We start from the raw sequence: 17,090 nt of genomic DNA, 5'->3' as shown, positions 1-17,090 counted from the left end.
CGATGAACCGTCTTCAGTACCGAATCGTCTTCAACAAGCAACGCGGCCAACTGATGGCCGTGGCGGAAACCGCCTTGAGCCACAGCAAGGGCGGCACGAGCGGAGAGAGCGATGCGCCGGCGCGTCGCGCGCTGGGGACGGCGGAGACGGTGCCCGCGGCGTCGCGCGGACCGCCCTCGCTGCTCGCGCTGGCGGCCGCCTTCGCGGTGGGCGCGGTGATCACGTTGGCGCCGGACGCGCTGGCGCAGGTCAAGGCCGACCCCAACGCGCCGAAGCACCAGCAGCCGACGGTGGTCAACAGCGCCAACGGCACGGTGCAGGTCAACATTCAGACGCCGAGCGCCGCCGGCGTCTCGCGCAACACCTACAGCCAGTTCGACGTCGACAAGCGCGGCGTCATCCTGAACAACGCACGCACCGACGCCAGCACGCAGCTCGGCGGCTACGTGCAGGCCAACCCGTGGCTGGCCACCGGCAGCGCGCGCGTGATCCTCAACGAGGTCAACAGCAGCGCGCCCAGCCAGCTCAAGGGCTACGTCGAGGTGGCCGGCCAGCGCGCCGAAGTCGTCATCGCCAACCCGTCCGGCATCCAGGTCGACGGCGCCGGCTTCATCAATGCCAGCGCGGCCGTGCTGACCACCGGCACGCCGCGCTTCAACGCCGACGGCAGCATCGCCGGCTACGGCGTGCAGGGCGGCCTGATCCGCGTGGACGGACAGGGCCTGGACGGCTCGTCGACCGACTACACCGCGCTGCTCGCGCGCGCGGTCGAGATCAACGCGGGGATCTGGGCCAAGGACGCCCGCATCCAGACCGGCACGCAGGTCATGACGGTGGACGAGACCGGCGTCGCCGGCGGCGAGTCGCTCGCGCCGGCGGGCGAGCGCCCGCGCTATGCGCTGGACAGCACCGCGCTCGGCGGCATCTACGCGCAGCGCATCACGCTGGTGGGCACCGAGGCGGGCCTCGGCGTGCGCCAGGCCGGGCAGGTGGTCGGCGGACAGCTGACGCTGCGCGCGGACGGCTGGCTGGACAACACCGGCACGGTCTACGCGCAGGAGGTCGATGCCAACGGCACGCCCGCGCTGACGGTGCAATCGAACGCCGGCGTGCGCAACGCGGGTTGGCTGGCGTCGCGCGGCTCTGCCGACATTCGCGCTCCGCAGCTGAACGGCGAAGCCGGCAGCGTGACCGCGGCGGGCATGACCGCCGACGGCGCGATCGTGGCCGGCGGCGGCCAGCTGTCGCTGACCGCCTCGCAGTCGGCGAAGCAGGCCGGCCAGCTGCTGGCCGCGGACCGCCTGGCGGTGCAGGCGCCGGCGCTCGATCTCGGCGGTGCGCAGGTGCAGGCCGGATCGATCGCCCTCGTCGGCGACACCGTCGCGGCGCGCCAGTCGCTGCTGATCGCCGGAAGCGGCATCGACGTCGCAGGCAGCGCCTCCGTCGATCTGACGCGCGCGCAGGTGCAGGCGACCACGGTCGCCGCCACCGCGCCGACGCTGACCGCCGACGGCGCGCAGCTGTCGGCCACCGGCACGCTGAGCCTGAAGGCGGGCGGCACGCTGAGCACGCAGGCGGCGAGCCTCGCTGGCGGGAAGCTGGCGATCGCGGCGCACGACGCCGATCTGCGTCAGGCGGAATGGCTGCAGGTCGGCACCGACGCGCTCTCGCTGCGCGTCGACGGCACCCTGACCGCCGACGGCGCGCGCATCGCCAGCAACGGCGCTTCGCTGTCGATTGCGGCGAACGCCTTCAGCGCGATCGGCGCGAGCCTGGAGCAGTACGGCAGAGGCGCGCTGAGCATCGACGGCCAATCGGTCCACCTGAATGGCGCCACGCTGTGGTCCAACGGCGCGCTGTCCGCGACGGCGGCGCAGCTGACGCTCGATGGCGCGGACGCGCAAGCGCGTGCCATCGCGCTGAAAGCCGACGGCACGCTGAGCCAGCAACGCGCAACGCTGCGCACGACCGGCATCGCGACGCTGAGCGCGGACCGCGTCGACAACCGCGACGGCCGCGTCGCCGCCGATGGCGGCCTGACGATCCAGGTCGGTACCGAGCTTCGCAACGACCGCGGCGAACTGCAGGCGGCGTCGGGTGGCATCGCGATCGTCGGGCAGGCCGACATCGCCAACGCCGCCGGCCTGATCGCCGCGCGCGACGGCGTGTCGGTGCAGGGACGTTCGCTGGTGCAGGAGCAGGGGGCCGCGATCGGCGGCCAGGACGTGACGCTGACGCTGCAGGGCGAAGTCCGCCAGGACGCGTCGTCGACCATGTCCTCGACGAAGGGCCTCGGCATCGAGGCGCGCGCCATCAACGCCGATGGGCAAGTGCGCGCGGGCGGTGCGCTGACCTTGTCGGCGCAGGAGAACGTGGCACTGGGCGGCTCCGTCTACGGCGGACAGGTGACGGCGTCCTCGGGCGGCGACCTGAGCGTCGCCGGCCTGCTGGCGGCGCAAGGTGGCTTGAGCGCCACCGCGGCGCAACGACTGCAGACTGGCCCTGGCGCGACCATTGCGGCGGGCCTCGGCGCCGACGGCCGCATCGGCGGCCAAGGCGCGCTGGCGATGTCGGCGGGTTCCGCGATGACGCTGCGCGGCCAGGTGCTGGCGGTCGATGCGCGGCTCGAGGCCGCCGGTCTCGACCTCACCGGGTCGCAGATCCAGGCGATCAACGCGCTGGGCTTGAAGAGCGGCAGCGAACTGGTCACCGAGGGCGCGCAATTGAGCGCGTCGTCCCTGTCGCTCCAGGCGCAGGACTGGCGCCACGCCGGCGGCCAACTGGCACTGAGCGGCAGCGGCGACCTGACCGTTGCGCTGACCGGTCGGCTGGACAACCGCCAGGGCGTGATCCAGACGAATGCGAAGAGCGTCTCACTGACGGCGCAGACCATCGACAACACCGCCGGAAAGATCGTCACCGGCGGCGACGCGCTGGTGCTGCGCACGCAGTCGCTTGCGAACCAGGGCGGCACGCTGACGACATCGGGTGACCTGACTGTCGAGGCGCGCCAACTCGACAACCGCGACGGCGAGTTGAGCGGTCGTCGTGTCGAGCTCGCGAGCCAGCAGCTCGACAACACCGGCCGCGGCCTGATCCGCGCGACCGGCGCGGTCTCCGTCGATGCCGACACGCTGACGCACACCGGCACCCTCGCGGCCGGCGACGCGCTGAGCGTGCGCGCGGGCGCGATCGACAGCAGCGGCACCTTCGCCGCGGGCCTGCGGGCCGACAACACGATCGGCGCATCGGGGGACCTGACGCTGAATGCCTCTCGCACGCTGCAGCATTCGGGCACGAGCCTGGCCGGCGGCATCGCACGCCTCGACGGCGGCGAGCTCCAGCTGCAGGGCAGCCAGACCCAGGCGGGGGGTGTCGTCGCCCAGGCGCATGGCGGCGAGCTGCGCCTGGATCGCGCCGTGGTGGTGGCGAACGATGGATTGAGCCTTCGCACGGGCGCGGCGCTGGTCACGGACAACGCGCAGGTGAGCGGCGGCACGGTGACCGTGTCGGCCGCCGACTGGCGCAACGCCGGCGGCGCGATCGCCCAGACGGCCGCGATCGGCGGCCTGACGGCCGCGGTGAACGGCACGCTGGACAACACCGGCGGCCGCATCGCCGGGAACGGCACGACGCTGTCGCTGAGCGCGCAGCGCATCGACAACGTCTCGGGTCAGGTGATCCACGCCGGCGGCGCGAGCGGCGAACTGCGCCTCGACGCGACGACGCTCAACGGCGCCGGCGGCACCATCGCCGGCGCCGGCGGGCTCACGCTCAACGTCGGTGGCCATGCCGACCTGGGCGGCGCCCAGGCGCTCACGCAGGCGGACCGCGTGGCCATCACCGCCGGCAGTCTCAGCACGCGTGAGGCGAAGCTGATCGCGCAGAACGCCGCGCAGCTGAGCGTGACCGGCACACTCGACAACACCGCCGGCCTGGTCCAGAGCGGCGGCCCGTTGACCGTGCAGGCGGCGACACTGACCAACCGGGACGGCCAGATCGGCGGCGCGGGCATCACGTTGAACGGCGGCACCGTCGACAACGCGGGGCAGGGGCTGATCTCGTCGACGTCGTCGCTGACGATGGCGGCGGACCGGCTGGCCAACGCGGGTCAGCTGCAGGCCGCGGGCGATCTCTCCGCCGCGGTGCGCGACGTGCTCGACAACACCGGCCTGATCGTGTCGCAGGGCGATGCCCGCGTGAACGCCGAGACCTTCCATCACACCGGTACCTTGGCCGCGCGCGGCAACGTCGTCGTGGCGGGTGGAACGCTCGACAGCACCGGCACCTTCGCCGCCGGCCTCAAGAATGACAACACCGTCGATGATCGCGGCGACCTGACGCTGACGGCGCGCGATGCGACGCACAGCGGGCTGTCGCTCGCGGGCGGCACGTTCTCGCTTGCCGCGGATCGCGCGGCGCTGCAGGGCAGCAGGACGCAGGCGGGGACGGTTTCGCTCCAGGCCCTGGCCGGTGATCTGGGCCTGGCGCAGGGCACCGTGGCCGCGACGCGGCAACTGAGCCTGTCCGCCTCGGGCGCGCTGGACACCTCCGCCGCCGCGCTGAGTGGCGGCAGCGTCTCCATCGCGGCCGCCGACTGGCGTCATGCGGCGGGATCGCTGGCGCAGACCGACGCGGCCGGCGCCTTCCGCGCGGACGTCATCGGGACGATCGACAACCAGGGCGGCCGCATCGGCGCCAACGCCCAGTCGGTCAGCTTGAACGCCGTTGTCCTGGACAACCGGGGCGGCGACATCACCCATGCGGGCACGGGAACGCTGTCGGTGACGGCGACGACCTTGTCCGGCACCGCCGGCCGCATCGCCAGCGCGGGCGACGTGACGCTCGACGTGAGCGGCGCGGCGACGCTCGACCGGGCCCGGACGCAAGGCCGCGACATCGCCGTCGCGGCGGGCAGCCTCAGCCACCGCGAGGGGCAACTCGTCAGCGATGGTCAGACCGCGTTGACGGTCGGTGGCGCGCTGGACAACACCGGCGGCCTGCTGCAGTCGACCCAGGCGCTGACGTTGCGCGCTGGTTCGCTGAAGAACGACGACGGCCGCATCGACGGGCGCGCGGTGCAACTGCGCGCGGATGGTCTGCTGAACAACGGCGCGGAGGGTGTCGTCACGGCGGCCCAGCTGCTGCGCATCTATGCGGCCCAACTGACCAACGCGGGAACCCTGCAATCGCGCGGCGACGCGACGCTGGTCGTCGGCGAAGCCTTCACCAATACCGGCAGCGTCTACGGACAGGGCGCGGTGTCGATCACGACCGGCGGCGCGTTGACGCACGGCGGCATGATCGCGGCGCAAGGCGATCTCACGGTCCACGCGGACCGCATCGCCAGCGTCGGTGCCTTCGCGGCGGGTCTGCGACCCGACAACACGATGGGCACGTCGGGCGACCTGACGATCTCGGCGGCCGGCACGCTGCAGCACTCCGGCACGGCGCAGGCCGCCGGACGCGCGTTGCTGGACGGCGCCGCGCTGCTGCTGCAGGACAGCCAGACCTCGGCCGCCTCGGTGGCGCTGACGGCGCGCGGCGGAGAACTCCGTCTCGACCGCGCGCTGCTGTCGGTGAGCGGACTGCTCGACCTGCACAGCACCTCGACGCTGAACACGGAGGGCAGCCGGATGAGCGGCGCCAGCGTTGCCGTCACGGCGGTGGACTGGCGCAATGCCGGCGGGCAGATCGGCCAGACCGACGCGGCGGGAAGCTTCACCGCGGCGGTGACGGGCCTGCTCGACAACCACGGTGGCCGTATCGCCGGCAATGGCTCGTCGCTCGCGCTGTCCGCGGCGACGCTGGACAACGCGGCGGGACAGATCGTGCACGCGGGCGGCGTGTCCGGCGAACTGCGCATCGATGCGGCCTCGCTGTCCGGAGCGAGCGGCACGATCGCCGCCAACGGCGGCCTGACGCTCAACGTCACCGGCGCCGCGGATCTGAGCGGCGCCAAGACGCAGGCGGACCGCGTGGCGGTGACCGCCGGCAGCCTGAACAACCGGGGCGGCGAGCTGCTCGCGCAGCACGCGGCGCGGCTCACGGTCGCCGGGGAACTCGACAACACCAGCGGCCTGCTCCAGGCCGGCGGCAGCCTCGCGATCGACGCCGGCACGCTGACGAACCGCGACGGCCAGATCGGCGCCGGCGATGTGGCGCTGACCGGCGCGTCGATCGTCAACGCCGGTCAAGGTCTGATCGCGGCGCAGGGACGACTGTCCGCCGATGTCGCCAGCCTGAGCAACGCGGGCGCGATGCAAGCCGGCGGCGACCTCGATGTTCGCGCGAGCGGCAGCCTGCTGAACAGCGGAGCGATCCGCGCGCAAGGCGACGCGCTGGTCCGGGCCGACGTGCTGACCCACAGCGGCACGGTGACGGCGCAGGGCGCGGTGACGGTGAACGCACGCGAGATCGCCAGCACCGGCGCTTTCGCCGCGGGCCTGAACGCCGACAACACCGTCGGCACGCGCGGCGATCTGACGCTGACCGCGTCGGGCGCGCTGCAGCAGAGCGGCACCGCGCTCGCGGGCGGCACGATGACGCTGAGCGGTGCCGCACTGGCGCTGCAGGACAGCCGCGTCCAGGCGCAGCGCGTGACGATGTCCGCGCTGACCGGCGATGTCCGGTTGGATCGCGCCGTGGCGACGGGCGGCGAGCGACTGACGCTCACCGCCGCCGGCACGCTCGACACGTCCGGCGCGACGCTGGGTGCCGGCTCGGTGGGCATCACGGCCACGGACTGGCGCAACGTCGCCGGCGACGTCGCCCAGACCGCCGCCGCGGGGGAACTGCGCGTCGATGTCTCCGGCGCGCTGAACAACCAGGGCGGCTCGATCGCAGCGAACGCGACCGACGTCACGCTGAACACGCAAACGCTCGACAACCGCGACGGCACGCTGCTGCACGCCGGCACGGGCATCTTGACGCTGAATGCGCAGCAGATCGACGGCAGCGACGGCGAGATCCTGGGCAAGGGCGCGCTGCGCGTGCTGGCGCAGGGCGCGGTGACCCTGAATGGCGCGCTGACGCAGGCGCGCGGCATCGAGCTGCAGGCGGGCAGCCTGAACCACCGCGACGGACAGCTGTTGAGCCAGGCCGGCGCGACGCTGTCGGTCGGCGGCGACGTGGACAACGCCGGCGGCCTGATCCAGAGCGCCGAGGACCTGCGCGTGAGCGCCGGATCGATCGACAACACCGGCGGACAGATCGACGGTCGAGGCGTCCATCTGAGCACGTCCGGTCGTCTGAACAACGGTGCGCAGGGCCTGATCGCGTCCGTGCAGGCTCTGACCATCGAGGCGGGCCGGCTGGACAACGCAGGCCTTCTGCAATCGCAGGCGGCGATGGACCTGACGGTCCACAGCGCGTTCGCCAACGCCGGCACCGCGTACGCACGCGGCCCGATGACGATCACGACCAGCGGCCTGCTGGGCAACACCGGCATGCTGGCCGCGCAGAGCGCGCTGACCGTGCAGGCGGCCAGCATCGCGAGCAGCGGTGCTTTCGTCGCCGGGCTGAATCCGGACAACACGCTGGGCGCGCAAGGCGATCTGACGCTGCGCAGCACGGGCGCGCTGCAGCAGAGCGGCCAGACGCTCGCGGCCGGCGCGATGTCGCTGAGTGGCACGGCGCTGCAACTGCAGGATGCCAGGCTCCAGGCGCAGACCGTCGGGCTGACGGCCACGGCGGGCGACGTCCAGCTGAATCGCGCGACGCTGGCGTCCTCCGGCGCGCTGACGCTGACCAGCGCCGGTGCGCTCGACACCGGCGCGGCGACGGTCTCCGGCGCCGGCATCGCCGCGACGGCGCAGCGCTGGTCCAACGTCGACGGCACCGTGACGCAGACGGCGCAGACCGGTCAGGGCGCGACCTTCAGCGCGACGCTGCAAGGAGCGCTCGACAACACGCGCGGCGAGATCGCCGCGGCGGGGCGCACGCTGACGATCTCGGCGGGCGCGGTGGACAACACGCAAGGGCGCGTCGTGCACGCGGGTGCCGACGGGATGCGGATCGATGCGACCTCGCTGAACGGCGTCGGCGGCGAGATCCTCGGCGCGCACGCGGTGACCTTGGCGGTGACCGGCGCAGTCGATCTGAGCCAGGCGAAGACGCAAGGCGCATTGCTCACGATCGAGGCGGGCAGTCTGCGCCATCGAGGCGGCGAGATGCTGAGCGCCGGCGATGCGCAACTGCGCGTCACGGGCGCGCTCGACAACACCGCCGGCGCGATCGTCGCGGGCGGCGACCTGCGCGCGCAGGCCAATGCGCTCGACAACACGGGCGGCCAGATCGGTGCCCGTGCCGTCGACCTGACGGTGGGCACGCTGACCAACGGTGCGCAAGGGCTGATCAATGCGCAGGGCGCGCTGACGGTTGGTGCGAGCCAGTTGACCAACGCGGGCGCGCTGCAGTCCGGCACGGACACGCGCCTCACCGTGACCGGTGACCTGAACAACAGCGGTGCCGTCTACGCACAAGGCAATGCCGTCTTGAACGTGGGCAATGCGCTCGCGAACACGGGGTCCATCGGCGCGCAGGGCGCCTTGACGATCGATGCCGCGTCGCTGTCGGGCACCGGCTCGCTGGCGGCGGGACTACGTCCGGACAACGCCTTGGCCGCGCAGGGCGACCTCACCGTGCGCACCACCGGCACGCTGCAGTCCAGCGGCGCGATGCTGTCGGCGGGTCGTCTGACCATCAGCGGGCGTGAGCTTCAACTCCAGGACAGCCGCCTGCAAGCGGCCGCGGCATCGCTGACCTCGAGCAATGGCCCGCTGCGGCTCGACCGCGCGGCGCTGGCCAGTGCCGGCGACCTGATGCTCGCGAGCGCGGGCCTGCTGTCGACCGACGGCGCGACGCTGAGCGGCGCGAACGTCGGCCTCACGGCGGGCGACTGGCGCAACGTCGGCGGCTCGCTGACGCAGGTCGGTTCGACCGGCCAACTGACGGCGACCGTCGGCGGCCAGATCACCAACACCGACGGCCGCATCCAGTCGGGCGGCTCGCTGCTGCGCCTGCAGGCGCAGGCGATCGACAACGTGCGCGGCGCGCTCGTCCAGGCGGGCGGCGGTCCGCTGGCGCTGTCGACCGGCACGCTGAACGGCGCCAACGGCCAGATCCTGAGCAACGGCGCGCTGACGATCGGCGCGACCGGCGCGGTGACGCTGACCAATGCCCAGACGCAAGGTGCTGGCGTGACGGTCACGGGCAGCAGCCTCGACCATCGCGGCGGCAACCTGGTGAGCACCGGCGCGGCGCAACTGAGCATCGACGGCGCCATCGACAACACGGGCGGCACGCTGGCGAGCGCGGGTGCGCTCGACGTGCGCGCGGCCAGCCTCGCCAACCGCGGCAACGGCCTGCTGCAGAGCGATTCGACGCTGCAGGCGACGATCGGCGGCACGCTGGACAACCAGGGCGGTCGACTGCGCAGCGGCTCGACGATGAGCTTGAACGCCGGCGCCGTGGACAACCGCGGCGGCTCGGTCGGCAGCGACGGCGCGTTGACGCTCACCACCGGTAGCGCGCTGCTCAATGCGGGCGGCAGCCTGCTGGCACAGCAGGGCGTGACGCTGACCGCCGCCTCCGTCGGCAACCAGCAAGGCCGCATCGCGAGCCTGCAAGGCGGCGTGACGGTGCGCGCGCAGGGCGCGCTCGACAACACCCAGGGCGCGATCCAGGCGGCGCAGACGGCGGACCTGCTGTCGACCTCGCTGATCAACCGCCAGGGCGAGGTCTCGGGCGCGACGGTCGCGATCGACACGCGCGGCCAGACGCTGGACAACACCGGCGGGCGCCTGCTCGCCTCGCAATCGCTGACGACGGACAGCGGCACGCTGGAGAACCGCGGCGGCCTGCTGCAGTCGCTCGGATCGATGTCGGTGCAGACGCACGGCGCGGCGCTGAACAACACGCGCGACGCGGGCGTCTCGACGCCGACCGGCCTGCACGCGCAAGGCGCGATGACGATCAACGCCGGCGCGCTGACCAACGAGAACGGCATCAGCGCGGGCACCACCGCGCAGGTGTCGGTGAGCCAGTTGACGAACCGCGCGGAGCTGTCGGCGTCGTCGCTGGGCCTGACGGTCGGCGGCACGCTGGACAACCAGGGCGGCCGCGTCGTCGGCGCGCAGTCGCTCAACGCCTCCGCGCAGCAGGTGCTGAACCAGGGCGGCCTGATCTACGGCGGCAACACGCTGACGCTGAACGCGGCGGGCCGTGTCGACAACACCAACACCGCCGGCAGCGGCCAGGGCATCCAGGGCGGCAACGTCACGGTGCAGGCGCAGCAGCTGGACAACATCGGCGGCCAGGTGCTGGCCAGCGGCAACCTCGGGCTGACGATCACGCAGGCGCTGAACAACGCCGGCGGCGCGTTGGGCTCGTCGGGCACGCAGTCGATCGGTGACGGGGCGCAGGCCTCGGCGCTGTCGCTGAACAACGCGGGCGGCCGCATCTGGTCGGGCGACGCGATGGGCCTGAACCTGCGCGAACTCGCCGGCGGTGCCGGCGGTCAGATCAGCAGCGGCGCGGGCATGACGGTGAAGCTCGCCGGCGATTTCAGCTACGGCGCGGGCAGCCAGTTCCAGGCGGCGGGCAACCTGTCGCTGGACCTCTCGGGCAACTTCAGCAACCAGGGCACGCTGCGCAGCGGCGGCGCCTTGTCCATCCAGGCGGCCAGCATCGACAACGCCGCCAGCGGTGAACTCAGCGGTGCGCAGACCTTCCTGACGGCGGCGGGGCAGCTCACCAACCGCGGCCTGATCGACGGCGACGGCGTGTGGCTGACGGCGGACCGGGTCGTCAACCTCGGCACCGGCCGGATCTACGGCGGCGACGTCCTCATCGACGGCGGTCAGCTGGTCAACGGCGCGGAGGGCGGCGTGTCGGCGGTGATCGCGGGCCGGCGCACGATCGACGCGGCGTTGACGCGGGACATCTCCAACACCGGCGGTGCGCTGATCTTCGCGGACGGCACGTTGACGATGTCCGGCGCGAGCCTGCTTAACGAGAACTCGATCATCGAGGCGAGCAGCGCGCTGGGCCTCAACATGACGGGGGCCATCGTCAACCGGACCGTGCTGGCGGGTGTGACCACGGGGCAGGTGGCGGGCACGGGATCGGGCGGCACTGGCGGCGGCGGCAGCGGCGGCGGCGGCAAGCCCGGCAACGGCGAGTTGACGGAGACGGCGCCCGAGGACACCTCCGGCGGCAGCGAGGTCGCGCCGAGCTCGGGGAGCGGCAGCGTGGCCTTCCTCGAGACGAAGGCCTTCATCCGCAGCGGCGGCAACATGAGCCTGACCGGCGCGACGCTGCTCAACAGCGGCGCCAACATCGAGGCGCGGGGCAATCTGCTGCTGCAGGCCGGCACGATCGACAACCTCAATCCCTACCTGGCGTGGCAGACCAATCCGAACGCAGGCGCTCCGTCGTCCTTGAGGATCGACTACTCGCCGAGCACCGGCATCTACGAGGAATACACGACCACCATCCAGCTCAACGGCAAGACGGCGGATCAGGCGCTGCGGGACTGGCAGAACACGCATCGGAACATGCGCGTGACCCACTCGGTCGAGATTGGCGGCGGTGAGCCGGCGACGGTGACGCAGTCGCTGGCGGCCAACATCATCGTGGGCGGGCAACTGACGGTGCTGGGCGCCACGTCGATCCGCAACGACATGAGCCGCGTCGTGGGGTACACCGGCGTCGCCATCACCGGCGGACAGGTGAGCAACGTCGAGCACAAGGTCGATGTCGTGGATGCGCAAGGCGTGACGCGACAGGCGACGCTGGTACTGCCGTCGCAGGCGCAGTCGTTCATTCCCGATGCGCAGGGCGCCGGCGGCCGCCAGCAGGCGGGCGGCGTGAGCACGGGCGGCGGCGCGTCACAGCAGGCGTCGGGAAGCTACGGCCAGGCGACGGCGGGCGGCGGCAGCGGCCTGGGCGGGCTGATCAACCGCGTCATGCAACAGGTCAACCAGGGCAACGCGGCGCAAATCGGCGCGCAGGGGCGCGCGCAATGGCGCAGCGGCGGTCAACTGGTGGCGGAGGCTGTTGATGCGGGCAACGCGGCAGGCGGTGTCGGCGCGGTGAACGCCGGCCTGCACTCCGGCGCCAACGGAGCCGCCAAGGCGGTGAATGCCGCACAGTCCGGCGATGCCGGCGCCTCGGTGCGAGCCGGCACGCAGCAGACGCGCGACGGCGACTTCGTGCAAGCGGGCGGCGCACAGAACGTGGCCGGTGCCCAACTGACGACGCAGTGGCGCGACGGCGATGCCGCATCGGCCCAGAACGTGCAGAAGTCCGAAACCATCGGCTTCGAGCCCGGTGTTCAAGGCAGCGCGCGCCAAGGCCTCTCGGCGATCAGCCAGACGCTGCGTGCGGCTGCCACCGCGCAGCTGGACGGCTCCGCGCCCGACAGCAAGGCGACGACGCAGATCGGCAAGGTGCAGACCGCCGCCGGGACCTCGTCGCAGCGGCCGGGTGCGATGCAAGGCGTGAGCGTGCGCGGCTCGGGCGCGACCTTCAACGGCAAGCCGCTGGCGCTGAGCGTGCAGATCAACCTGACACCGCCGTCCAACAGCCTGTTCAAGACGCACAAGGAGCCGACGTCGAAGTACCTGGTCGAGACCGACCCGCGCTTCGCCAACTACCGGGACTGGCTGTCCAGCGACTTCCTGCTGGAGGCGATGGCGCTGGACCCGGCGGTGACGCAGAAGCGCCTGGGCGACGGCTTCTACGAGCAGCGCCTGGTGCGCGAGCAGATCGGCCAGCTGACCGGCACGGGTTACCTGTCGGGCTACGCGGACGACGAGTCCCAGTACCGCGCGCTGCTGACCAACGGCGCGACCTTCGCGAAGGAGCACCAGCTGGTGCCAGGTGTTGCGCTGACGGCGGAGCAGATGTCGCAACTCACCAGCGACCTGGTGTGGCTGGTGGAGCAGACGGTGACGCTGGCGGACGGCACGACGCAGCGCGTGCTGGTGCCGCAGGTGTACCTGGTGCCGCGCGAGGGTGACCTGCTGCCCAGCGGCTCGCTCATCGCGGGCGGTCGCGTGGAGATGGCGCTGAGCGGCGACTTCACCAACGGCGGTGACGTGCGCGGCGGCGCGGTGAACATCACCGCGCAGAACATCGCCAACACCGGCGACATGCGCGGCACGACGCTGGCGCTGAGCGCGCGTGATGACCTGCGCAACATCGGCGGTGCGTTGAACGCCACGGGCGACATGAGCCTGGTGGTCGGCCGCGACATCACGATGGAGACGACCATCGCGAGCGGCGGCACGCAGCGCGGCAACGTGACGACGAAGGCGACGGTGCTGGATCAGGTCGCTTCGCTGAGCGCGGGCGGCGTGATGGTGGTGCAGGCCGGACGCGACGTGACGCTGCAGGCGGTGCAGATCACGCAGGGCGGTGCGGACGGCGCGGGCGCGGACGGCGGCGTGCTGATCCAGGCGGGACGCGATCTGTCGCTGACGACGGTGACGACGGCCAGCGCGCGCGACGAGATCAAGAACGCCAACAACTACAAGAAGGAGAGCCAGCACCAGGACGTGGGCACGGCGCTGCAGGCCGAGGGCGCGATCGTGCTCAAGGCGGGGCAGGACCTGACGGCCACGGCGGCGCAGATCGCCAGCGCGCAGGGCGAGGTGACGCTCGGCGCGGGGCGCGACGTGCAGCTGCTCGCGGGCGAGGCGAACTCGGTCGTCGAGGAGATGACGCAGAAGACGAAGAAGAGCCTGTTCAAGAAGAAGACGGTCACGACCTACAACAAGACCGACGAGACGACGGCGATCGGCACGACGGTGTCGGGCGACACGGTGAACATCGTGGCCGGCCGCGACATCACGCTGGCAGCGGCGCAGGCGGTGTCGGACAACGGCACCAAGCTGATCGCGGATCGCGACATCACCATCGACGGGGTGACGAACTCGGTCGACACCGAGCAGTTCAAGAAGACGGTGAAGTCGGGGCTGTTCAGCGGCGGCGGGATTGGCGTGACGATCGGCAAGCAGGAGCTGTCGCAGGCGACGAAGTCCACGCAGGAGACGAACCAGGGCTCGATGGTGGGCAGCGTCAACGGCGACGTGGACATCCTCGCGGGCGGCAAGTACAAGCAGACCGGTTCGGAGGTGCAGGCGCCTGGCGGCAACGTGACGATCCAGGCCAAGTCGATCGAGATCGAGGAGGCGCGCAACAAGTCGGCGCAGGACAGCGAGACGAAGTTCAAGCAGAGCGGCGTGACGCTGGCGCTGAGCGTGCCGGGCATTAGCACCGCGATGGATGCGAGCAAGGCGGCCGAGCACGTCACGCAGACGCAGGACGACCGCATGAAGGCGTTGGCTGCGGCGACCGCGATCTCGAAGGCGATGCAGGCGGTCGACGAGATCAAGAAGCTCGGTGAGGCAATGACCGAGGCCAACCAGAACGCCGGCATCCGCCTCAGCCTGACGGTGGGCAGCTCGCAGAGCAAGAGCACGCAGCACAACGAGTCCGACCAGGCAGCGAGCAGCGCGATCTCGGCGGGCAAGAACCTCAGCCTGATCGCGAGCGGCGGCGGCGCGGATTCCAACGTGACGGTACGCGGCAGCGCGTTGACGGGCCAGGATGTCCTGATCAAGGCGGACAACGCGATCAACCTGCTGGCCGCAGGCAACAGCAGCGAGCAGCACAGCAAGGACAGCAGCACCAGCGCGTCGGTGGGAATCGGCGTCACGCTCGGCAAGCAGAACAGCCTGGGCTTCACCGCCTCGGCCAGCGTGTCCAAGGGCAACTCCGACGGCACGGACAACTACTTCACGACGACGCAGGTCACGGGCGGCAGCTCGGTGAAGCTGGAGTCCGGCGGCGACGCGACGCTGCAAGGCGCGGTGGTCAGCGGACCGAAGGTGGGCGTCGATGTCGGTGGCAATCTGAAGATCGAAAGCCTGCAGGACACGGCCAAGTTCGACAGCAAGAGCATGAGCGCCGGCGGCAGCGTGACCATCGGGTACGGCTCGAGCGCCAGCGGCAACTTCAGCCAGTCGAAGGTCACTGCGGACTTCGCGGCGGTTGGCGAGCAGGCGGGCATCCGCGCGGGCGATGGCGGCTTCCAGGTGAACGTGAAGGGCAACACCGATCTGAAGGGCGGGGCGATCACGAGCAGTCAGGCGGCGATCGATGCGGGCAACAACAGCCTGAGCACCGGCACGCTGACGACGAGCGATATCGAGAACCGCAGCCAGTTCAAGGCGAGCGCCGTGATGGTGAGTGCGGGGACGGGCGGCGGCATGGCTGGCGCGTTCAAGGACAGTGACGACGACCGCAGCACGACGCGCAGCACGATCAGCGCGGGGAGCACGACGATCACCAGCGGGGATGCGGCGAGCCAGGCCGCGCTCGACAAGCTGGATCGCGGGGCGACCAACGATGCGACGGCGGGCAAGCTCGCGCAAGGCTGGAACGGGCAAGACCTGGCACAGCAGGCGAAGTTGAATGCGCAGATCGTGGCGGAGTTCGGGGCGCAGGCGGCGAAGGAGGTCGGAGCGTTTGCCGGTGATAAGGCAGCAGACCTGCGCAAACAGGCGCTCGCGGCCGAGCAGTCCGGCGACAAGAAGGCTGCGGAGTCCCTCAACGCTGAAGCTGAGAAGTGGGACGAGGGCGGCGCCTACCGAGTGGCAATGCATTCGGTGGTGGGCGCGCTCACTGGAGATCTGGGCGGGGCTCTTGGCGCTGCAGGTAGTGCGGCTGCAGCTGGCGAGCTGAACAAGTTGCAGCTTTCGCTTGAAACCAAGCTAAAGGAGGCAGGGTTCGGGCCAGACGACAAGGGCAACAATGATTGGGCATCAGCGCTGTCAAGGCTTGCAACCGGCGCGGTGGCCACTGGAATTGGGGCAACTGCGGGGGGAGGGATCAATGGCGCAGCAGCAGGCTTGAATGAGGATTACAACAATCGCGCGCTCCATTGGGATAAGTTCTTGCAGAAGAGCGCGGATTGCCGCAAGACACCTAACTTGTCTGGCTGTGCTTCCATCTTGGCGATGGGGGGAGCAAAGAGTCAGCTCCTCAATTTCATGATCACTGATGCTGCGAAGGTCGTCGTCAATACTGATGAATCAGGGAAGGTGGTCAGCTACACGATTCTCAATAAAGAGACCAATCAGCCCCAGCTCATCATGGATCCAGCAGAGTTCCAGGCGTATCGCACTGCTCCGGCTGGTATTCAATCCCTTTTGCCAATGGGCCGGCAGTACAGTTTGGATATGCTGACTGGAATGTTGGCCGCAGAAAAAGGTGATCTGCGCGGGGCAGTTGGTTCGCTGAGGGATATTAACTCAGCGGAGTATTGGGTTGATGTTGGGACGAGTGCGCTCGGGGTCTGGGCCACGGAGGCTACCGCAGTAAGAACAGTTGGATCGTTCCGACTCGACCCGGCTGGAACAGGTTTTGGGACGGCGGAAAGACAAGCCTTCTTCGATCTGCCGGCGGGCTTCTACACGCCTAAATCACAAAACCTAGGTGGTGCGATCCGTGGCGATGCAGGTGAAGTCACGATATCGTTCCCGGCCGTGAAGCAGCTTCCAGATGCACCGTCCCCGGGGATTGGCTACAGCGAAACAGCGCGGGTCATTGAAATAACGCCGAATGCCACAAATGCTGAGCGACAGGCGGCCCTTAAAACGGATCCTCTGAACAACGACGTTCTGAAATCCGAGGGTGCTACGGCATCACAGCTTGAACCTGTTCTCGGGAAAATGGAGCGATATACTGGCGAACCAACGATCGGAACACTGAAGCCGGACTTTAAGATTGTGGAGGGGCCCAATTCCGGTAAAACCGTGGAGATGATGTTCACGAGCACGGAGGGCGATGCTGCTGAGATTAATATGATCAATCGATTCTTTGAGAAGAATCTAACGGTGTCTAATCCCAAGACCGGCGCGCCGCCTCCATTGGAGCAACAAATTCAGCGACACCTTGCCAAGTCTGAAATACTTGTCATGGATACTCGGTTGCTTACGGATCAGAACAAGTTGGTGCTCGATAATTACATCAGGACCCTGCCCCCAGCGCAAAAGGCGCAAATCATTCTTCTTAAGTGA

1 protein-coding gene is annotated in these 17,090 nt (G+C 70.1%); it reads left to right on the top strand.

Going from position 1 to position 17,090, the window contains the following annotated elements; genetic code table 11:
- Positions 1–2: 2 nt before the first annotated feature.
- Positions 3–17,090: a two-partner secretion domain-containing protein gene (locus AC1VNM_RS13285; protein ID WP_483107230.1), complete on the top strand. Its 17,088-nt coding sequence runs from the start codon at positions 3–5 to the stop codon at positions 17,088–17,090.

It is taken from the genome of Mitsuaria sp. MSU3D (genome assembly GCF_056867975.1).
This window is presented reverse-complemented; position numbering and strand designations above follow the sequence as displayed.

Excerpts from the sequence above, each read along its gene's own strand:
- AC1VNM_RS13285 (WP_483107230.1), top strand. The coding sequence starts at position 3 with ATGAACCGTCTTCAGTACCGAATCGTCTTCAACAAGCAACGCGGCCAA.